The sequence below is a fragment of the uncultured Roseobacter sp. genome (genome assembly GCF_947493125.1).
Lineage (GTDB): Bacteria > Pseudomonadota > Alphaproteobacteria > Rhodobacterales > Rhodobacteraceae > Roseobacter.
The window spans coordinates 80,029-100,645 of the sequence record NZ_CANLQB010000011.1 but is presented as its reverse complement, the minus strand read 5'-3'; the positions used below and the strand labels follow the sequence as shown (position 1 = coordinate 100,645).

The 20,617-nt window shown below is 60.9% G+C and carries 16 protein-coding genes; 9 read left to right on the top strand and 7 right to left on the bottom strand.

Going from position 1 to position 20,617, the window contains the following annotated elements:
* The first annotated feature begins 122 nt into the window (after window positions 1-122).
* From acs to Q1A71_RS20725, 7 genes are all read left to right on the top strand, one after another.
* Entirely contained in the window at window positions 123-2,090 is a 1,968-nt protein-coding gene (gene acs / locus Q1A71_RS20755) for an acetate--CoA ligase (protein WP_299681241.1), read from the top strand.
* Complete coding sequence (locus Q1A71_RS20750) at window positions 2,090-2,776, top strand: adenylate kinase (protein ID WP_299681238.1); 687 nt, start codon at window positions 2,090-2,092, stop codon at window positions 2,774-2,776. Before acs ends, Q1A71_RS20750 begins: the two co-directional genes overlap by 1 nt.
* 53 nt (window positions 2,777-2,829) lie before the next feature.
* The gene (locus Q1A71_RS20745; protein ID WP_299681235.1) at window positions 2,830-3,090 is read left to right on the top strand and encodes a DUF4212 domain-containing protein; all 261 of its coding nucleotides are present in this window, start codon (window positions 2,830-2,832) and stop codon (window positions 3,088-3,090) included.
* Window positions 3,091-3,095: 5 nt separating this feature from the next.
* On the top strand, window positions 3,096-4,880 hold the full coding sequence (locus Q1A71_RS20740; protein WP_299681232.1) for a sodium:solute symporter family protein: 1,785 nt from the start codon (window positions 3,096-3,098) through the stop codon (window positions 4,878-4,880).
* A gap of 102 nt (window positions 4,881-4,982) precedes the next feature.
* Window positions 4,983-6,803 carry a DUF294 nucleotidyltransferase-like domain-containing protein gene (locus tag Q1A71_RS20735; protein ID WP_299681229.1) on the top strand — a complete coding sequence of 607 codons (1,821 nt, stop codon included), beginning with the start codon at window positions 4,983-4,985 and terminating at the stop codon, window positions 6,801-6,803.
* A gap of 4 nt (window positions 6,804-6,807) precedes the next feature.
* Window positions 6,808-7,326, top strand: coding sequence for a hypothetical protein (locus Q1A71_RS20730; RefSeq protein ID WP_299681226.1), 519 nt, complete (start codon window positions 6,808-6,810; stop codon window positions 7,324-7,326).
* A 1-nt stretch (window position 7,327) separates the two neighbouring features.
* Window positions 7,328-8,740 (top strand): 3'-5' exonuclease, encoded by a 1,413-nt coding sequence (locus Q1A71_RS20725; protein ID WP_299681223.1) that lies wholly within the window; start codon window positions 7,328-7,330, stop codon window positions 8,738-8,740.
* Window positions 8,741-8,766: 26 nt separating this feature from the next.
* On the opposite strand, the gene Q1A71_RS20720 is transcribed toward Q1A71_RS20725, so the two are convergent.
* The 4 genes from Q1A71_RS20720 to Q1A71_RS20705 all read right to left on the bottom strand — a co-directional run bounded on the left by Q1A71_RS20720 (window position 8,767) and on the right by Q1A71_RS20705 (window position 12,896).
* Entirely contained in the window at window positions 8,767-10,047 is a 1,281-nt protein-coding gene (locus Q1A71_RS20720; RefSeq protein ID WP_299681220.1) for a TRAP transporter large permease, read from the bottom strand.
* The gene (locus tag Q1A71_RS20715) at window positions 10,047-10,589 is read right to left on the bottom strand and encodes a TRAP transporter small permease subunit (protein WP_299681217.1); all 543 of its coding nucleotides are present in this window, start codon (window positions 10,587-10,589) and stop codon (window positions 10,047-10,049) included. Before Q1A71_RS20715 ends, Q1A71_RS20720 begins: the two co-directional genes overlap by 1 nt.
* 106 nt (window positions 10,590-10,695) lie before the next feature.
* A complete protein-coding gene (locus Q1A71_RS20710) occupies window positions 10,696-11,676 on the bottom strand; it encodes a TRAP transporter substrate-binding protein (RefSeq protein WP_299681214.1) in 981 nt (326 codons plus the stop codon).
* 32 nt (window positions 11,677-11,708) lie between these two features.
* Window positions 11,709-12,896: an aminotransferase class V-fold PLP-dependent enzyme gene (locus Q1A71_RS20705; RefSeq protein ID WP_299681211.1), complete on the bottom strand. Its 1,188-nt coding sequence runs from the start codon at window positions 12,894-12,896 to the stop codon at window positions 11,709-11,711.
* A gap of 138 nt (window positions 12,897-13,034) precedes the next feature.
* Between Q1A71_RS20705 and Q1A71_RS20700 the strand changes: the two genes are divergently transcribed.
* Entirely contained in the window at window positions 13,035-15,908 is a 2,874-nt protein-coding gene (locus tag Q1A71_RS20700) for an FAD-binding oxidoreductase (RefSeq protein ID WP_299681208.1), read from the top strand.
* A 9-nt stretch (window positions 15,909-15,917) separates the two neighbouring features.
* Window positions 15,918-16,604, top strand: a complete 687-nt coding sequence (locus Q1A71_RS20695) for a GntR family transcriptional regulator (RefSeq protein ID WP_299681205.1) — start codon at window positions 15,918-15,920, stop codon at window positions 16,602-16,604.
* Window positions 16,605-17,044: 440 nt separating this feature from the next.
* Here Q1A71_RS20695 and Q1A71_RS20690 read toward each other — a convergent pair whose 3' ends face one another.
* From Q1A71_RS20690 to flgK, 3 genes are read right to left on the bottom strand one after another with little or no spacing between them, the layout of a single operon-like run.
* Window positions 17,045-18,148: a flagellar basal body P-ring protein FlgI gene (locus tag Q1A71_RS20690; protein WP_299681202.1), complete on the bottom strand. Its 1,104-nt coding sequence runs from the start codon at window positions 18,146-18,148 to the stop codon at window positions 17,045-17,047.
* Window positions 18,145-19,149, bottom strand: coding sequence for a flagellin (locus tag Q1A71_RS20685; protein WP_299681199.1), 1,005 nt, complete (start codon window positions 19,147-19,149; stop codon window positions 18,145-18,147). The genes Q1A71_RS20690 and Q1A71_RS20685 overlap by 4 nt, the downstream gene beginning before the upstream one ends.
* A gap of 3 nt (window positions 19,150-19,152) precedes the next feature.
* Window positions 19,153-20,598: a flagellar hook-associated protein FlgK gene (gene flgK / locus Q1A71_RS20680; protein ID WP_299681196.1), complete on the bottom strand. Its 1,446-nt coding sequence runs from the start codon at window positions 20,596-20,598 to the stop codon at window positions 19,153-19,155.
* Between the last annotated feature and the right edge of the window lie 19 nt (window positions 20,599-20,617).

The following is a 20,617-nucleotide window of genomic DNA, read 5'->3' as shown; positions in this document are numbered from 1 at the left end:
AAAATATCAATTAAACCAACAGGAAAGCGACTATGTTTACAAGCTCTGCTATGCTCTGAGGGCAGGTGCTCGGAGATCCGACTGGGCGGACACCACCGCAGTACCGCACGAGGAGGATGCTCATGACAACGGAAGATCTGCTGGCGCCGGTTGATGCCAACTCACCCACCGCCACCCCGAAACAGCCCCATGTGACAGCCGACGACTATGCACGGATGTATGCGGACTCTGTCACGGATCCGGACGCCTTCTGGGCGCGAGAAGGTCAGCGGATCACCTGGATGACGCCCTTCACCAAGGTCAAGAACACCTCCTTCGAGCCCGGCAATATCGACATTCGCTGGTTTGAGGACGGCACCCTGAACGTCTCGGCCAATTGCATTGACCGGCATCTGGAAACGCGCGGCGATCAGACGGCGATCATCTGGGAGCCGGACAGCCCCGAAGATCCCGCGCTGCACATCACCTATCGCGACCTGCACACCTCGGTCTGCAAGATGGCGAATGTGCTCAAGGACCTCGGCGTCCGCAAAGGCGACCGGGTGATCATCTACCTGCCCATGATCCCCGAAGCGGCCTATGCCATGCTCGCCTGCGCACGGATCGGGGCCATTCATTCCATTGTCTTCGCGGGTTTCTCCCCGGACGCGCTGGGGGCGCGGATCAACGGCTGTGACGCGAAAGTCGTCATCACCGCAGATCATGCCCCCCGGGGCGGACGCGAAACGCCGCTGAAGTCCAACACTGATACGGCCCTGCTGCACTGCAAGGACGACGTCAAATGCCTGGTCGTAAAGCGGACCGGCGGTCAGACCACCTGGACGGATCGCGACCATGACTGCACCGCGATGATGGCCGAGGCCTCGGCAGAGTGCGCACCCGTCGAGATGAACGCGGAAGACCCGCTCTTCATCCTCTATACCTCGGGCTCGACCGGCCAGCCCAAGGGCGTGGTGCATAGCTCCGGCGGTTACCTCGTCTACGCCGCGATGACGCATCAGATCACCTTCGACTATCATGACGGCGATGTCTTTTGGTGCACGGCGGATGTGGGTTGGGTGACAGGCCACAGCTACATCGTCTATGGTCCGCTCGCCAATGGCGCCACGACAATCATGTTTGAGGGCGTGCCCACCTACCCCGATGCGGGCCGCTTCTGGGAGGTGTGCGCCAAGCACAAGGTCAACCAGTTCTACACGGCCCCCACCGCCATCCGCGCGCTGATGGGCGCGGGCAAGGAGTGGGTCGAGAAGCACGATCTGTCGAGCCTGCGGCTGCTGGGTTCCGTGGGTGAACCGATCAACCCGGAAGCCTGGAACTGGTACAACGAGGTTGTGGGCAAGGGCAAATGCCCCATCGTCGATACCTTCTGGCAGACCGAGACAGGTGGTCACATGCTGACACCGCTGCCCAGCACCAAGCTGAAGCCGGGTGCGGCGCAGCAGCCGTTCTTTGGGGTGCAGCCCGTGGTGCTGGAACCGACCTCCGGCGAGGTGATCGACGGCAATGGCGTCGAAGGGGTGCTCTGCATGGCCGACAGCTGGCCCGGGCAGATGCGCACCGTCTGGGGCGATCACGACCGCTTTGAGAAGACCTATTTCTCTGATTACAAAGGCTATTATTTCTCGGGCGATGGTTGCCGCCGTGACGAGGATGGTGACTACTGGATCACCGGTCGCGTCGATGACGTGATCAACGTCTCGGGCCACCGTATGGGCACAGCCGAAGTGGAAAGCGCGCTGGTCGCCCATGCCAAGGTCGCCGAAAGCGCCGTGGTGGGCTACCCCCATGACGTCAAGGGCCAGGGCATCTATGCCTATGTGACCCTGATGAACGGCGAGGAGCCCTCGGAGGAGCTGCGCAAGGAGCTTGAAACATGGGTCCGCACCGAGATTGGTCCCATCGCCAAACCGGACCTCATTCAATGGGCGCCGGGCCTGCCCAAGACCCGCTCGGGCAAGATTATGCGGCGCATTCTGCGCAAGATCGCCGAGGATGATTTCGGCTCGCTTGGGGATACGTCCACGCTCGCAGATCCCTCGGTGGTCGACGATCTGATCGAAAACCGTATGAACCGGGGGGACACATAATGGACGGCTCGAAAACACCCGTTGCCGCCCCGGTTCTGATCCTGCTTGGCCCTCCGGGCGCGGGCAAGGGCACCCAGGCGCGCATGCTCGAAGAGGCCCACGGGCTTGTCCAACTGTCCACGGGCGATCTGCTGCGCGCGGCGGTGGCGGCGGGCACGCCGGCAGGGCAGCGGGCCAAGGCGGTGATGGAAGCCGGCGATCTGGTCAGCGATGACATCGTGATCGCCATCCTGCGCGACCGGCTGGGTGAAGCCGATTGCGCGCAGGGGGTGATCCTTGACGGCTTTCCCCGGACGACTGTTCAGGCCCAGGCCCTGGATGCGCTTCTGGCGGCAACCGGACAGCGGATCAACGCCGCGATCAGCCTCGAGGTTGAGGATGCCGCGATGGTCGAGCGTATTTCAGGGCGGTTCACCTGCGGCGGCTGCGGCGAAGGTTATCACGACAGCTTCAAACCCACCGCAAAACCGGGTGTGTGCGACACCTGCGGCGGCACCGAGATGAAGCGCCGCGCGGATGACACCGCAGAAACGGTGGCGCAGCGGCTCGAGGCCTATCACGCGCAAACCGCGCCGCTGATCACCTACTATCAAGGCAAAGGCGCACTGACCCGTGTGCCCGCGATGGGGGCCATCGACCAGATTGCCGCCGAACTCAATGCCGTTGTGTCGCAGGTCACGACATAGCGCACACTGGAGGGGTCCGTGCGGGCCTGAGGAACCATAAGGAGGAGGGCTTCATGTCCCAAGCAAACGACAACAACGCCTATTGGAGTGCCAATGTGCGTCTCATCCTGATCAGCCTCGTCATCTGGGCGCTGGTCTCATTCGGGTTCGGGATCATCCTGCGCCCGCTTCTGGCCGGCATCGCCGTGGGCGGCACCGACCTGGGCTTCTGGTTTGCACAGCAAGGTTCGATCCTCGTCTTCCTGGCGCTGATCTTCTTCTACGCCTGGCGGATGAACAAGCTCGACCGTGAACACGGCGTGGACGAGGAATAGGAACCATGGATCAGTTTACACTCAACCTGCTGTTTGTGGGCGCGAGCTTTGCGCTCTACATCGGCATCGCGATCTGGGCCCGCGCGGGCTCCACATCGGAGTTCTACGCCGCCGGGCGCGGCGTGCATCCTGTCACCAACGGCATGGCGACGGCGGCGGACTGGATGTCGGCCGCCTCCTTCATCTCCATGGCGGGGCTCATCGCCTTTACCGGCTATGACAACTCCTCCTTCCTGATGGGCTGGACGGGTGGCTATGTGCTGCTGGCGCTGCTGCTGGCGCCGTACCTGCGCAAGTTCGGCAAGTTCACAGTGTCCGAGTTCATCGGCGACCGGTTCTACTCCAGCACCGCGCGCATGGTGGCGGTGATCTGCCTGCTTGTGGCCTCCATCACCTATGTGATCGGCCAGATGCAGGGTGTGGGCATCGCCTTTGGCCGCTTCCTCGAGATCGACGCCTTCTGGGGGTTGCTCATCGGTGCCTGTGTGGTCTTTGCCTATGCGGTCTTCGGCGGCATGAAGGGCGTGACCTACACCCAGGTGGCGCAGTACTGCGTGCTGATCACCGCCTATACGATCCCGGCGGTCTTCATCTCGCTGCAGCTGACCGGCAACCCTATCCCGGCCCTCGGTCTCTTTGGCTCGACGGAAAGTGGTGAGCCGCTTCTGGCGAAACTGAACCAGATCGTGACCGACCTCGGCTTTGCGGAGTATACGGCGGCGCATGGATCGACCATCAACATGGTGCTCTTCACCCTGTCGCTGATGATCGGCACCGCCGGTCTGCCCCACGTGATCATGCGCTTCTTTACCGTGCCGCGTGTGTCGGATGCGCGCTGGTCCGCAGGCTGGACGCTGGTCTTCATCGCGCTGCTTTATCTGACTGCCCCGGCTGTGGGCGCGATGGCGCGGCTCAACATCTCGGAACTGATGTGGCCCAATGGCACCGATGGAGAAGCGGTCAGCGTCGAGCAGATTGAGAGCGATCCAGAGTATGCCTGGATGGCCACATGGCAGAAGACCGGCCTCTTGGGTTGGGAAGACAAGAACGGCGACGGCAAGATCCAGTACTACAACGACGCCAACGCCGATCTGCAAGCCAAGGCGGCAGAGAACGGGTGGGAAGGCAATGAGCTGACCAATTTTAACCGCGATATCCTCGTGCTCGCCAATCCAGAGATCGCCTCCCTGCCCGGCTGGGTGATCGGCCTTGTGGCGGCGGGTGGTCTCGCAGCGGCACTGTCGACGGCGGCGGGTCTGCTCCTGGCCATCTCCTCGGCGGTCAGTCACGATCTGCTCAAGGGACAGCTGACACCCAACATGTCGGAGAAATCGGAGCTGCTAGCAGCGCGGATATCCATGGCAGCGGCGATCGTGGTGGCCGTCTTGCTGGGGCTCAATCCGCCGGGCTTTGCCGCGCAGACCGTGGCCCTGGCCTTCGGTCTCGCGGCTGCGTCGATCTTCCCGGCGCTGATGATGGGGATCTTCTCGACCCGCATCAACAACGTTGGCGCCGTGGCAGGTATGCTCGCCGGTCTGGTGGTGACGCTGCTCTATATCTTCCTGCACAAAGGCTGGTTCTTCATCCCGGACACCAACACGTTCACGGATGCCGACCCGCTCTTGGGCCCGATCAAGTCGACCTCTTTCGGCGCCATCGGGGCTGCGGTCAACTTCGCGGTGGCCTATGTGGTATCCGGCATGACCAAGGAGACCCCGCAGGAAATCAAGGACCTCGTCGAGAGCGTCCGCATCCCGCGTGGGGCGGGCGTGGCCGTCGAAGGTCACTAGTACCGCCTGACACCGCCGCCTGCGGGTGGCGGTGCCTCCCATATCAGGCCCGTCCTGCCCGATCCTCCCTCGGGCAGGACATCCCTTTCCAGAGGCTGACACATGCCCCTTCCGGCCCATCTGCGACAGTTCCTTGCCTCCGTGCATCCCTATGACAGCCTGTCAGAGGCTGATGTCGATGCGCTGGCAGAGGTCTGCGAGGCCCGGGATTTCACGCCTGGAGAAACAGTGTTTGCGGTCGGAGATACCGCAACAAGCCTCTACATCATTGCGAGCGGAGAGGTCGACGTCACCGACGAGACCGGCGTGCAGATCTCCATCCTCGGCCCGCGCAATTCCTTCGGCGAGCGTGCCTTGCTGCGTGGCGAAGACGCCAGCCGCACGGTCACCCCGACGCAGGACACGACCCTGATCGTGATGCCAGCGGAGACGTTCTTTGCCCTGATCGACGCCCATGCGCCGGTGGCCGGGTTCTTCGACCGCCGCCGCCCGCCGCGGACCGATCAGAAGGATCTGACGACGCTTCCGGTCGAGCAGTTGATGACCCGTGACCCGATGACCTGCGCACCCGAGACGCCGATCCGCAGCGCTGCCGGAGAGATGCACGCCAAGCGCATCTCCTCGATCTGTGTCAGCGATGCGGGGGGCTTTCGCGGCATCGTCACCCTGCGCGATATGAACGGCAAAGTCGTGGCCGAGGGTGTTGACCCGGCAGCGCCGGTGTCGGCGATCATGACGGATCAGCCGCTGACACTCGGGCCGCAAGCGCTGGTGACGGATGTGTTGCACCTGATGGTCGAGCGCGGGATTGGCCATGTGCCAATCGTCGAGGGCGCTGACCTCGTGGGTATCGTCACGCAAACCGATCTCACCCGTGCGCAGGCCATGTCCTCCGCCGATCTGGTGGGCCGCGTGGCCAAGGCCGCAGACGCTGCAGAGATGTCCCGCGCGACAGCACAGATCCCCAACTTGCTGGTGCAGCTGGTCGAAGCAGGAAACCGGCATGAGGTCGTGACCCGTCTGATCACCGACATCGCCGACACTGCCACGCGCCGGTTGCTCGCGCTCGCCGAAGCCGCGCTTGGACCACCCCCCGTGCCCTACCTCTGGCTCGCCTGCGGCAGCCAGGGGCGGCAGGAGCAAACCGGTGTCTCCGATCAGGACAACTGCCTGATCCTGTCCGATGACGTGACCGAGGCGCAGATGCCCTATTTCGCGGACCTCGCGAAATACGTCAGCCAAGGGCTCGATACCTGCGGGTATTTCTACTGCCCCGGCGACATGATGGCCACGAACCCGCGCTGGTGCCAGCCGCTGCGCGTGTGGCGCGAGTATTTCCGCGGCTGGATCGCCACCCCGAACCCCGAGGCGCAGATGCTCGCCTCTGTGATGTTCGACCTCCGGCCTATCGGGGGTGACCTTAGCCTCTTCGAAGATCTGCAGCAGAAGACGCTGGCAGAGGCATCGAAGAACTCGATCTTCACCGCGCATATGATCGCCAATTCGCTGAAGCACCAACCGCCGCTGGGTCTCCTGCGCGGGCTCGCGACGATCCGGTCGGGCGAGCACCGCAACCAGCTTGATCTCAAACACAACGGCGTGGTGCCGGTGGTCGATCTGGGCCGCGTCTACACGCTACAAGGCCAGCTCAGCCCGGTGAACACCCGCGCCCGGCTGGAGGCCGCGCAAAAGGCGGGCGTGCTCTCTGCCTCCGGGGGCGCGGACCTGCTGCACGCCTATGATTTGATCGCCACGATGCGGCTCGAGCATCAGGTGACACAGATCAAGGCAGGCGCGAAACCCAACAACTACCTTGATCCCGCCACGCTCTCGGATTTCGAGCGCAGCCACCTGCGTGACGCCTTCGTGGTTGTGAAGACGATGCAATCCGCTGTGGGATCGGGCAAAGGCGCGTTAGGATAGGCCCATGTTTGTCGAACTCATCGCCACCATCTTTGCCGGGATCGCCTGCGCCGGGATCGCCATGCTGCTCAATATCGTGACCGGGCGGCGCCTGCCGAAATGGGTGATGCCGGTGGCCGCAGGCGCGGGTATGATCGGGATGACCATCTCGAATGAGTACACCTGGTTTGACCGCACCGCAGAGCGGCTGCCCGAGGGCGTCGAGATCGCCATGACGGTGGACGAGCAAGGCTGGATGCGCCCCTGGACACAAGTCTGGCCCTACACCAAGCGCTTCGTCGCGGTCGATACGGGCACCGCGCGCAAGCACCCAGACCTGCCGGACCAGCGGCTGGCCGACATCTATTTCTTCGGGCGCTGGTCGCCGGTGAACCAGGCGCCGATGCTCTTTGACTGTGGCCTCGCACGCTCCGCCCTGCTGATCGACGGCGCCGAGTTCGCCGCCGACGGCACCGTCGCCAATGCTGACTGGCAGGCGACGCCGGCGGGCGACCCGATCCTGCAACTGGTGTGCGAGACTTGAGATGTTCACCACCCTGTCCCTCCGCCTGCGCGTCTTTCTCTTCTTCTGCCTCGTGGCCTTTGCAAGCGTGGCGCTGGCGGCGGGCGCATTGGCCTTCGGCTGGTCCCGGGGTCCGACTGACCTGCCAGCCGGTCCCTTCATCACCGCCTTCATTGCCTTCGCCTTTCTGAACACCGGCTTCGCGCTCGGCATATGGCTGCTCTTCGATGAGAACATGGCCAAACCCATCACGCGTCTCTCAGCCGATCTGAGGCTGCGCGCCCATTCCGGCGTCGAGTGCGAGGTTGATACCCAAGCCGCGCGCTATCTTGGCGATCTGGGTCCTGCGGCGAGCGCGCTTTCGGAAACGATGAGCAGCGCGGTGATGGATACGGCTGCCGAGGTTGCTCGTGAGACGCAGCGCCTGAAGGCGGAGAGCGAACGGCTGACAGCGCTCCTGACCGAAATCCCGATTGCGACAATCCTGCTCAACCCGGCGCAGGAGATTGTGCTTTACGACGCGCAGGCGGCGGATGTCCTGTCACAAATCGCCCCACCGCGGCTCAAGGCACCCCTAGCGGATTACTTCGAGACAAGCGCAATCACGGAGGCAATGTCGCAACTGACGGCGCAGATCACCGAAGTGCCGCTTGGCTTGACAGGTACGGCCGGCAGCGAAGAGTTCGAGGCCCGGCTCAAGTCGCTCGGAGACGGCAGCCATATGCTGCTGATCGAGGTGGAGGCCACCGGCGACAAGGTGGTTGCGCAGCGGCCGCTGGTCTTTGATTTCGACCTGATGACCGCAGGAGAGACCCGGGAGATCAGCGAGACCGCCTTGCGCGATCTTTGCTTCGTTCCCTTCGACACGGAAACCACCGGGCTGTCGGTTGAGGCCGACGCAATCATTCAAATCGGTGCTGTTCGGGTGCTGAACGGCCGGATCGTGGAAGGCGAGATCCTCGACACCTATGTGGACCCGGGATGCGCAATACCGCCCGCATCGACCAAAATTCACCGGATTTCAGACGCCGATGTGGCGGGCGCGCCCGACATCGGCAACGCCGGGCGCCGCTTTCACCATTTTGCCCGGGACGCGGTTCTTGTGGCCCATAACGCACCTTTCGACATCGGTCTTTTGCGCAAATCCCAGGATGAGATGGGTGTCGAGTGGGACCATCCCGTGCTCGACACCGTACTGCTCTCAGCGGTGGTCTTTGGCATCACCGAGGATCATTCGCTGGACGCGTTGTGCGAGCGGCTGTCCGTGACGTTGCCAGAGCAGGACCGGCACACTGCCCTGGGCGACGCGCGGGCGACGGCGCAGGCCCTGGTCAGGCTGCTGCCTTTGCTGGAGGCGAAAGGCGTGCGTACCTTCGGCGATGTGGTCGAGGCCACCAAGAAACATGGGCGCTTGCTTCAGGACATGAATGCCTAGAGCTGTTTCAGGATCGGCCACGGCATTTAGTTGTAGAAATAGTCCACCAAAAACAGTGGGATGGCGGGGATGTAGGTACATATCAGCAGGACGGTGAGCAGCACGGCGATGAAATAGACATTCACCTTCGTCACGTCCCAGATGTTGGCACGCGCCACCGCACAGGCGGTGATCAACACGCTGGCGACGGGTGGTGTCTGCTGACCAATGGCGAGGTTGAGCGTGACGACCAGGCCAAAATGGATCGGGTTGATCCCAACGGCGTCGATCAGCGGGATGACGATGGGCACCACCAGGATAATGGCTGCAGCGGAGTGCAGGAAAAAGCCGATGATAAGGAAGAAGAAGTTCAGGATCAGCAGGATCAACCATTTGTTTTCGGTGATGCTGAGAATCCCCGCGGCGAGTTCCTGTGGATATTGTGCGCGGGTCAGGAAACCGCCCATCACCACGGACGCGGCGACCAGCAGCATCACGACAGCCGTCTGCATGCCGCCATCGAGCATGGAGCGCTGGAGGTGCCGCAGATCCACTTGCCGGTACCAGAGGCTGATCGCAATGGCGGCCAGCACCGCGAGACCTGCGGCCTCGGTGGCCGTGACATAACCGCCGAAGATGCCGCCCAGGATGATGACAGGCAGGGCAAAGGTGGGCAGCGCATCGACAAAGGCGACCCAGAGCCTGCGCCCGGAAAACGCCTCTTCACGCGGCAGATCGTAGCGGCGTGCAAAATAGTAGGCCACACCCATGAGCCCGGCCGCGCCCATGAGGCCTGGCACCACGCCTGCCACAAAGAGCTGCTCGACCGATACATTCGCCGACGTGGCATAGAGGATCATCGGGATGGATGGCGGGATGATGATCGCCAGCGAGGCCGAAGACGAGGTCACGGCTGCGGACAGTGCAGCGGAGTAGCCGCGCTTTTTCATCTGGGGGATCATCACCGACCCCATCGCCGCCACGTCGGCGACCGCCGAGCCAGAGATTTCGGCAAAGAAGAGCGACACGCCGATGTTCACATGCGCCAGACCCCCGCGGATGAAGCCGATGAGGGCCGCTACGAAATTGATGAGCCTGTCGGTGATGCCGCCCGCGTTCATGATGGCGCCCGCCAATACGAACATCGGGATGGCGATGAGGGAGAACTTGGTGGCACCGCCGTACATGTCGAGGGCCACATTCACCAGCGAGCCGGTCCCCTCCAGAACAAGAAGGCCGCCGATGGCCGACACCGCCAACGCGACGCCGATTGGCACGTTGAGGCAAATCATGCCGACCATCGCGATGAAAATCCCCAGCATCAGCATCAGGCGTTCCCCGCTTTCTTCATTTCGGCTTCGACCTCTTCCTCGATCTCGGCATGTTCGAGCGAGACACCTCGGGCCGTGTTGCGCCAATACTCCGGCAGGCTGAGCGCCTGACAGATCAGGAACAGGACAGCGCCAACCGGGATGACCGACTGGGTGAAGCTGACGGGCACCCATGTCAGGGACACGAGGGACATACCGCCGAGAATGGTCATCACCACATACCCGGCCCAGGCCAGCAATATGAAGAATCCTGCCGTGATCGCTTCGGCCAGGGCGACAGCCCACATGCGTGTGGGCATCGGGATTGACAGCAGGACACTGTCAAACCCGATGTGGCGGCGGCGCAGGGCGGCCAGTGCCGAGCCGTAGTAGGTGATCCAGGCCAGCAGGATCGCAGCAACTTCGTCATACCAGGCGAGGCTCGACCCCACGAGCCGGTAGATGACGGCGACCACCACGATGACTGTCAGCACGACCATCAGGAGGATGACGAAGTATTCGAGGACGACCTCGAAGACCTTCTGCAGTGACTTGAACATGGCTCTCCCCGCCGGGTCACCTGCCCGGTACTATCCAACCAAACGGGCGCGGCCCGACGCGTTGGTGGAGGCAGAGGACCAAACGCGGCCCCCTGCCCCTGTCAGATCAGGACCCCGATGCGAGGGTCTGGATGCGCTCGATCAGTTCCGCGCCGCCCTCGACGGTGCTTGCGAACTCTTCATAGATGGCAGCTGAGGCGTCGATGAAGGCTTGATTGTCGGCCTCGTTCACCTCAACGCCCGCGTTCTTGATGACGGTCAGAAGCTCGGTCTCCAGTTTCGCGGCGTGTTCGTAAACGAAATCCTGGGTTTCGGCACCGCAAGCTTCAAGCTCGGCGCGCACGTCTTCCGGCAGGCGTTGCCACTGGTTTTCAGCCACCAGCACATAGCCGGGAGTGTAGACATGGCCGGTGATCGACAGGTACTTCTGCACTTCCTGGAATTTGGCCGATGCAATCTGGGCGTACGGGTTTTCCTGCCCGTCGATCACCTTGGTCTGCAGAGCGGTGAAGACCTCGGAGAACGCCATCGGTGTCGGGTTCGCCCCATATTGCTGGAACATCTTCACGCGCCATTCGCCGTTCGGGGTGCGCAGTTTGATGCCCTGCAGATCCTCGGGCGTCGTGATCGGGCGTGTGTTGTTGGTGATGTGGCGGAAGCCGTTCTCGAAATAACCAATGATCCGGTAACCCTCGCGCAGCGCGGCCTCCTGGAAGACATCGCCAAGCTCCGCCTGGATGCGACGCATGTGGTCGCGGTCCTGAACGATGTAGGGCATCTCGAACACGCCGAATTCAGGCGCGACGGAGGACATGACCGACGAGGGCAGCGAGAAATCCACCTGGCCGAGCTTCAGCTTCTGCAGCAGTTCGCGGTCCTTCCCGAGTTGGCTCGCCCCGAAGGTCTGGACTTCCGCTTTGTCCCCCAACTTTCCGTTGGCGCATTCGGCAAAGGCATCCGCCGACGCCTCGAACAGCGACCCTGGGTTTCCCACATGGCCAAACCGCAATGTCAGATCTGCCGCGGTGGCGGCAAATGGCATCGCCAATGCTGCCACGCTCGCAAGAATACGTGCTTTCAGTTTCATGGTTTCTCCTCCCTAGATGCCCCTATCGGGCGTTATTCCGCGGCGAACCGCTCCTCTGTCGTCTCCTTGAGGTAATCCATAGCGGCCTGGGCACCGCCCGACTCATGCGGCACACCGGCCTTTGCAAGCCCCATCTCCACCCCGGACAGGGTTGCCATCAGCATCAGATCGTTGAAATCCCCCAGATGACCAATGCGGAACACCTTATCCGCGACTTTTGACAGGCCATTGCCGAGCGAGATGTCATAGTGCTTGAGCGTGATGGCGCGGAACGCATCCGCCGAATGGCCCTGCGGCGTCATCACGGCTGTAAGCACCCCGGATTCGTCGCCTTGCCGAGCGCAGAGCACCTCAAGCCCCCAGGCCCGAACGGCCGTGCGCGTGGCCGCGCCATGCCGGGCGTGACGTGCAAAGACGTTATCGAGGCCCTCTTCGTGCAGCATGTCGATGGCCTCATTCAGGCCATAAAGCAGATTGGTGCCGGGCGTATAGGGGAAGTACCCGGTCTCGTTCGGCCCGATCATATCCTGCCAGTCCCAGTAGCTGCGCGGCATCGTGACCGACTTCGACCGCACAAGCGCCTTCTCACTAACCGCGTTGAAGCTCAACCCGGGCGGCAGCATCAGACCCTTCTGCGAGCCCGAGACACAGACATCCACGCCCCATTCGTCAAACCGGAAATCTATCGACGCCAAACCGGAAATCGAATCAACCATCAGCAAGGCAGGATGGCCCGTCGCGTCGATCGCCTTCCGGATCTCCCCGATGGGTGACACAGATCCTGTGGAGGTTTCGTTATGCACAACGCAGACCGCCTTGATCTGATGGTGCGTATCCTCACGCAAGCGGGCCTCAATCCGGTCAGGCTCGGCACCGCCGCGCCAATCGCCTTCGAGGCACTCCGGCTCCAGCCCGATCTTGCGCGCCATTTTTGTCCACATCGCCGCAAAGTGTCCGGTTTCGAACATCAGTACGCGATCTCCCGGAGACAGCGTGTTGACCAAGGCCGCTTCCCAGGCGCCGGTTCCCGACGACGGGAAGATGAAAACATGCTGCTGCGTTTTGAAGATGGACTTCATGCCATCGAGCGCTTTCTTGCCCACATCGGCGAAGTCAGGACCGCGATGGTCAATGGTTTGCTGGCCAATCGCTTTGAGGATGCGGTCCGGCACGGCACTCGGGCCCGGAATCTGCAAGAAATGTCGGCCAGCCTGGCGCATTTGGATCTTCTCCTGCGGGCGCCCCACGGAGCGGGCGCGTTTATCGGTTGCTAAAACGTAATTATGAATTCATAATTCAGTCAACCCAAAAACTGTCACAATGTGCATTCGCACTGAAACGGGGGAGTTTGACCATTCATGCGTGAGAACACCCGTCTCTCTGGCAAGCTGACAGGTGCGGTCGAAGGTGAAGTGATGTCAGACGCGGCGTCCCGCGCGCGCTACGCCACAGACGCCTCTATCTATCAGATGGTTCCCGAGGCCGTCGTTGTCCCCCGCTCAAAGGACGATATCCAAGCTGTCATGGCAGTGGCCCGAGACGAAGGTGTCCCCATCCTGCCGCGTGGTGGCGGCACCTCCCAGTGCGGACAGACCGTCAATAACGCCATAGTGCTCGACAATACACGCCACCTGAACCGGATCCTGGACATTGACACCGAGGCATTGACCGCGCGAGTGGAACCGGGTCTGGTGCTGGATGAGTTGAACCGCGCGCTCAAACCGCATGGTCTGTGGTTTCCGGTCGACCCCTCGACCGCGTCGCGCTGTACCTTGGGCGGTATGGCTGCCAATAACTCCTCAGGTGGCAAATCGCTGCGCTACGGGATCATGCGCGACAATGTCAGGGCGATTTCTGCGATTTTGCCGGATGGCACCGAAGCACGATTTAATGGAGCAGTTCCGCCGCCTGGGCCTTACGCCGACTTGGTTGCTGATATGCGTGCTCTCGGGCAGCGCGAAGTGGGTGAAATCGAAGCACGCTTTCCCAAAGTCCAGCGGCGGGTCGGTGGCTACAACATCGACGCGTTGACGGGCAATGACGTGAATATGGCCCATCTTCTGGTTGGCTCCGAGGGAACGCTCGCCTATTTCACCGAACTGGAGCTGAGCCTGGCACGCCTGCCCGGCGAAAAGGTCACCGGGGTCTGTCATTTTCCGACCTTCTATGCGGCGATGGATGCAGCACAGCATCTGGTGAAACTCGACCCGCAGGCAGTGGAACTGATCGACGACACGATGATTGCGCTTGGCCGCGAGATCCCGCTCTTTCGAAAGACCATAGACGCCTTTGTCGAAGGCGACCCCGCCGCGCTTCTGCTTGTGGAATTCGCCGATGGCAGTGCGGCGCGCAATGCAGCAAAACTGGCCGAACTCGCCGAGATGATGGGTGATCTTGGTTACGACTTCGCCGCGAAAGATGGCCACTGGGGCGGTGTGGTTCCCGTGACGGACAACGGCCTGCAAGGCGCCATTGCCGAATACCGGAAAGCCGGTTTGAACGTGATGATGTCGATGAAGGAGGCCGGCAAGCCGATCTCTTTCGTCGAAGACTGTGCAGTCGCCCTGCCCGACCTTGCCGAATACACCGCAGGGCTGACCGAGATTTTCACGCGCCACGGCACCAAGGGCACCTGGTATGCCCATGCGTCGGTCGGCTGTCTGCACGTGCGACCTGTGCTGAACATGCGGCAGGACAAGGACGTCCGCACGATGCGTGCGATTGCCGAAGAGGCGTTTGATCTCGTGAAACGCTACAAGGGGTCGCATTCAGGCGAACACGGCGATGGGATCGTCCGGTCGGAGTTTCATGAGACCATGTTCGGGTCCCGCATCGTGACAGCCTTTGAGCAGGTCAAAGCGCGCTTCGATCCGGGGGCGCTTATGAACCCTGGAAAGATTGTGCAGGCGCCCGCGATGGATGATCGGCGGGTCTTTCGCTACGGTGCTGACTATGCCGTTCCTGAATTCGATACAGCGCTCGATTGGTCGGCTTGGCCGGGGTCAGCGGGCGGGTTTCAGGGCGCCGTCGAGATGTGCAACAACAATGGTGCCTGTCGCAAGCTCAAGGGTGGCGTCATGTGCCCCTCGTTTCGCGCCACCAGGAACGAGCGGGACACGACACGTGGACGCGCCAACACCCTGCGATTTGCAATTTCCGGGCAGATGCCGGGCGGTCTGACCTCGGATGCCATGGCTGACACCATGAAGTATTGCGTGTCCTGCAAAGGATGTCGCCGCGAATGCCCGACAGGTGTTGATATGGCCCGCATGAAGATCGAGGTGCTTGCCGCGCGGCGAAAGACAAACGGGCTGTCGATTGCGGAGAGGCTGATCGGCTATCTGCCGCGCTATGCGCCTTATGCGGCAAAAGTGCCGTTTTTGATGAACCTGCGCAATAAGACGGGCGCGATCCGGAAGCTGACCGAGGGGTTGACCGGTGTCTCGCACCGGCGCGACCTGCCGGCCTGGTCACGGCATCCGTTTGCCGACGCAGAAGCACAGGATGCCGATCCGCATGTCCTGCTGTTCGCGGATGTGTTCAACCGCTATTTCGAACCTGAAAATCTTCGATCCGCGATCCGGGTTCTGCGCTCCAGTGGCAAGCTGGTAGCTGTGGCGCGGGATGGGACCGACCGGGCATTGGATTGCGGACGCACACTGCTGGCGGTGGGGTGCGTGGACGAGGCGCGGGCAGAGGCGCGGCGGGTGATTGCCGCCACCCGCGAAGCAGTCGCACATGGGGTGAAGCTGGTTGGGTTGGAGCCGTCTTCCATCCTGACGTTTCGGGATGAATGCCTCGCCCTTTGCCCGGGACCGGGCGCAGAGGCCCTGGCAGCCGCCACTTTTACGTTCGAGGAATACCTTATCCAACAGGCCGACCTGCCGCTCAAACCCCTCGATCGTCCGATCTACGTCCATGGTCATTGCCATCAAAAAGCACATGACGCGGTCACGCCGATGTTGGATCTGCTGAGACGCATACCAGATACGGAGGTCCATTTGATAGAAACCAGTTGTTGCGGCATGGCAGGCGCCTTCGGCTATGCGCCGGACACAATCGACCTTTCGCTCAAAATGGCGGGGCTGGACCTGCTGCCGGCACTTCACGCCGCTCCCGAAGACGCGCTAATCATTGCAGATGGTATATCCTGTCGGCATCAGATCGCGGACGGAACGGACAGGCGCGCCCAGCATGTGGCACGCTTGCTAGATCAGGCTCTCGCCGGGTAAGAAAGACACATGAACCTGACCAGTAGCATCCAACGCCCCACCTTGCATGAAGAGCTGGTCGAACGGTTGCGCAATCTCGTGATCGAAGACATCCTGAAGCCGGACGAAAAAGTGCCGGAAAAGGAGCTGTGTGAGAGTTTCGGAGTGTCCCGAACGCCGCTGCGGGAGGCGCTGAAGGTTCTGGCGTCCGAAGGGCTGGTGGTCTTGCAAGCGAACCGTGGCGCTCGTATCGCCCGAGTCACGCGTGAGGAACTTGAGAATACATTTCCAGTGCTCGCGGCGCTTGAACAGTTGGCCGGCGAACTGGCATGTGCACATTTGGATGACGAAGGTATCTCGAAGATCGAAGAGCGCCATGCAGAAATGCTCGCCGCGTACAAGGCCCAGGATCGGAAGGCGTATTTCCAGGCCAATCAAGATATTCACAACGCGCTGATTTCCGGGGCACAGAATGATGTATTGAAGGCGCACCATCGCAGGCTCGCTGCGCGGGTCAGTCGGGCTCGGTTCATGGTAAATTTGTCCGATGAAAGGTGGTCGGAAGCGATCAGTGAGCACAAGCAGATGATGATGCGTTTAAGATGCCGCGATGCCGTCGGGCTCGGGCAACTTATGAAAACCCATATGACAAACAAGCTTGCCGCGCACGTCAAAGCACTTGGATCAGACGGAGAGCCCCGACAAAAACAAACCTGAGAGCTTCGCGGTGGTCAAAGCCGACTACTAACTGCCTGCTTCGGTTATTCAGACCTGCAGCTTTGCTGACACGTTGATCTTCACGCACTCCACTGAAAGATGCCGGGGAAGAATACTATCCAGTCCGCTGGCAGATCCTATCGGTCTGTTGTTGGCTCCTGGGCAATTGCCACAGCTTGAAAAAAACCTGCCGTCTGTGTGGCGCATGCTGAGCGAACATCCGGTATGGCGCGACCCACTGACCAATATAAGATCGCCTTGCGAGATGGGAGCCGACAAAATCCCAATCTGTGTAAGCGCTCACCTAGTTTCAATCGTCCTTTGAAGCGGTCAATCGCCCCTCAAAACAGTGTACCCAGCAAACTGGTGATTGGGGTTTGCTGAACCAAAGGAGCATACAATATCAGTCAAGCGACGGTAATGGACGCACTTCGCAAGCCCTACCGGACTATGAATTCGGCATGCAGCGCTCCCGCCGCCTTTATGCTCTTCAGGATGTCGATCATGTCTCGTGGGGCCACGCCAAGCGCATTCAGCCCGGCGATGACTTCGGACAAGGATGTCCCCGTCGGGATCTCAGCAAGTCCGATACCAGGCTCCTCTTCGATTTCGGCATCTGTTCTTGGCACAACGACGGTCTCTCCATCCGCAAATGGATTGGGCTGAACCGCGATCGGCGCCTCCTGGATCCGCAAGGTCAGGTTCCCCTGAGACACCGCAACGCGAGAGATTCGGACGTCTTCCCCCATGACAATGGTGCCGGACCGCTGATCGACGACAACCCGCGCCTTCCGCTCTGGCAAGACCGATATATTTTCAATTCGGCCCAAAGCGTGTGCAACCGACGCCATTCGCGTCTGTGGAATATCCAGTTGAACTGTACCGGAATCCAACATGAACGCCACGGGCCGCCCAAAATCGGAATTGATGGCCTGCTCGATCCGCGCGGCGGTAGTAAAGTCAGCGTCGCGCAGAGCCAGCCGGAGATTTGTCAGACTAGAGAGATCGAATTCAATTTCCCGTTCCACACGAGCGCCGGAGGGGATCACACCCGACGTCGGCACGCCTTGAGTCACTGTCGCGCCGTCACCTTCCGCGACTGCGCCGCCCGCGATGATGGTGCCTTGTGCAACAGCGTAGATCTGGCCGTCCGCCGCATTTAACGGGGTCATGATGAGTGTTCCGCCTAGAAGGCTGTCCGCATCTCCGATCGCCGAAACTGTCACATCGATTTGACTGCCTCCGCGCGCGAATGGCGGGAGAGCAGCAGTTACCAGTACCGCTGCGACGTTCTGAGGTCTGAACTGCTCGCCCGCGACGTTGACACCGAGACGTTCGAGAATGTTGGACATAATCTCTTCGGTAAACGGCGAATTTCGCAACCCATCACCGGTTCCGTTCAGGCCGACAACGAGGCCATATCCCACGAGATCATTCCCACGTACACCGTCAAATTCAACCAGATCTTTGATCCGCACAGGTCCTGCATGAAGCGCCGGAACGCATAAAAGGACGGTTGCCAAAACGGCCAAAAGAAATCTCATAGGAAATTCACCAAGTTGAGTTGTGCGCTGCGAACTGTGACGGAGTAGAGGCTCTGCAGATGGAATTGAACGCTCTCCAACTCGGTTGCCGTCTCAAAGGGGTCGGCTGCGAGCAAGGCATTTCGCGCAAACTCCATACTGGTCTCTTCGGCCTGATTGCGGGCAGAGATCATTTCGATCCGTTCTTCGACAAATCCGATACTAGCGCGTAGACTGGTGAGTTGATCTTGGTTGGACTGAAGACCAATTCCCGTCAGTCCAAAAAGCTCTGACTGTTCTTGCACTCCGAACCCAAGCGCGGCGTCGTCGCCGAGCGCAGCAACGGTGATATGCATCAACAAGTCTTTGATTGCATCGTCGTCGGCACGGATATCGAGCGACACACGCTCGGTATCAGAGAGCGCGAACGGTGCAAGCGCAGTTGTTGAGCCTGAGTAGGCAAGGGCGTCGAATCCCGCAGGATCATTGAACCAAGTTTCTGCCGCAGCGAGCGCGTCTTCGGGCGTCGGTTGACCTGCAATCACAGTGCGTACCAATCCAATCAGTGTTTCGGCGTCCGGTAGCGGTGCGCTGTCTGTCGCTGTACCCGCAAAAAGGCTCAGCCCGGCGACGTCGTCATTTAGCGAATTGACGATCCCCTGCAGCTGCGTCCTGGCATTTTCAGCTGGATTGCCGGAGACAACACCCAAGGGGCCGCCGCTTGCCAGAAGCAAGTCCAGCCCCAATTGACTACCGTACTCCTGAACCCGCTCCAGGGAATCCTGCATGGCGCCGGTCAAGTACCCGGCTTCGGTGTTTGCGACAGAATACCCTTGCAGAACCTCCAGCGAACGTTCGAGCCCGGTGAGATAGTTGTGATTGCCGGACAAGACTTGCCTGACATCAGCGACCTTACCGCTCGAAAGCTCATCTGTCAGTCGCGTCAGATCCTGCCTGAGCGCGACGCTACGGCGCTGCAGCATGAAGGATTGTGCAAGATCACCAAGGGAGGTCGACTTCATCGCTTACAGCCTCAAAATTGTTTGCATCATTTCGTCTGCAGCCTCGATCATTCGGGCATTCGCAGCATAGGTCTGTTCGACCAGCAGGAGCTTCTGAAGCTCCTGATCGGTATCGACCCCCTCGGCCAAAACCAGTTGGGTCAGCTCATTGAATTGGGTCGACGTGAACGTCTGTGTTTGCTCTGCTTGCGCTCGGTCCGCGCCGAGTTGCGATGTCAGCGTGGAGGCCAAATTGATCATCGAGAAGGCGCCTGTGCCGAAATCGCCCGACGCCGGTACACGTTGTGTGAGCAAAGCCTCCGACAGTGCTTGCAATTGACGAGAGTCGCCGACATCGCCCGGGGCAACTGCATTCAGGCCGTCTCGCAAACGCCAGGACTCACCCCCCTGTCGGTCGTCGATCGCCGCGTTGATAGTCAAACGTTCCGAAATGCCGACCTCGTTTAGTGGATCGAATGCGATGCCGGTGTCGGTGAAAATGCCTGGGTCTCCTACGGCCAAGGTCGGATCGACCGCTGGATCCTGGAAGCGTTCCACCAAATCTCGCGCCAGCGCGTCCAGTTGCGTCTGAGCTTCAACCCCGAGCTCATCTCTGATCTCGAACTGGGCCCCAAGTGATCCTCCGCCGAGCGCGCCACGATCACTGCTTGTCTGAGCGGGGTAGCCATTGATTGTCAGGCCTGACAGTTGGCCACCTGCGAGGCTCATGTAGGGGGTCACCTGATTGACAGCCGTGAACTCGATCTCTGCGACCCCACCGTCGAGCAGGATTGCACCGCCGGTCGAGTAGAGCGCGATTTGACCGTTTTCTCGCGAGATTTGGCGAACGGGGACGATCCCGCTAATCTCGTCCACAAGAGCCTGGCGATTGTCTTGCAGTGCGGATGTATCCCCGCCCAGTGCCATGGTCTTGGTAATTTGTCGGTTCAGCTCTTGGACGCTGGTCAAGGCTGTACTCAGCTGGTTGATTTGGAAATCAATATTTCGATCCGCTTCGCTGCGCGCTTCCTGGATATTCCGCGAAGCTGAAGAGATCAACGTCGCGAGGTCGCGCGCGGCATTGACCGTTGCGTCTAGGCGCTCGGGCGCGTCAGGGCGGCTTGTGGCGGTGACCAGGCTGCTTTCAAACTGCGCAATCCTGGCTGAAAGTGAGTTTGGATCATCCGGAATACCCAGAAAATCTTCATGGTTGGTCAAGAACTTCGTGCGGTCGCTTGCGTTGTTGAACGCGGCCTCGGCGAGGCCGCGATCGACAAGAAGGGCCGGGCTGACAAGGCGCGTAATCCCATCTATCTTTACGCCGCCGATCAACGACGACGACAGATCAACGGAGCGCACCCCGTAACCTGGGGTCATCGCGTTTGCGATATTTGCCGAGATCGTCTCGGAATTGCGCCCCGCGGCGCGCAACCCGGTCATGGCATTTGACAGTGCAGATGAAATCGTCATGTCTGGCCCTTACTTGTTA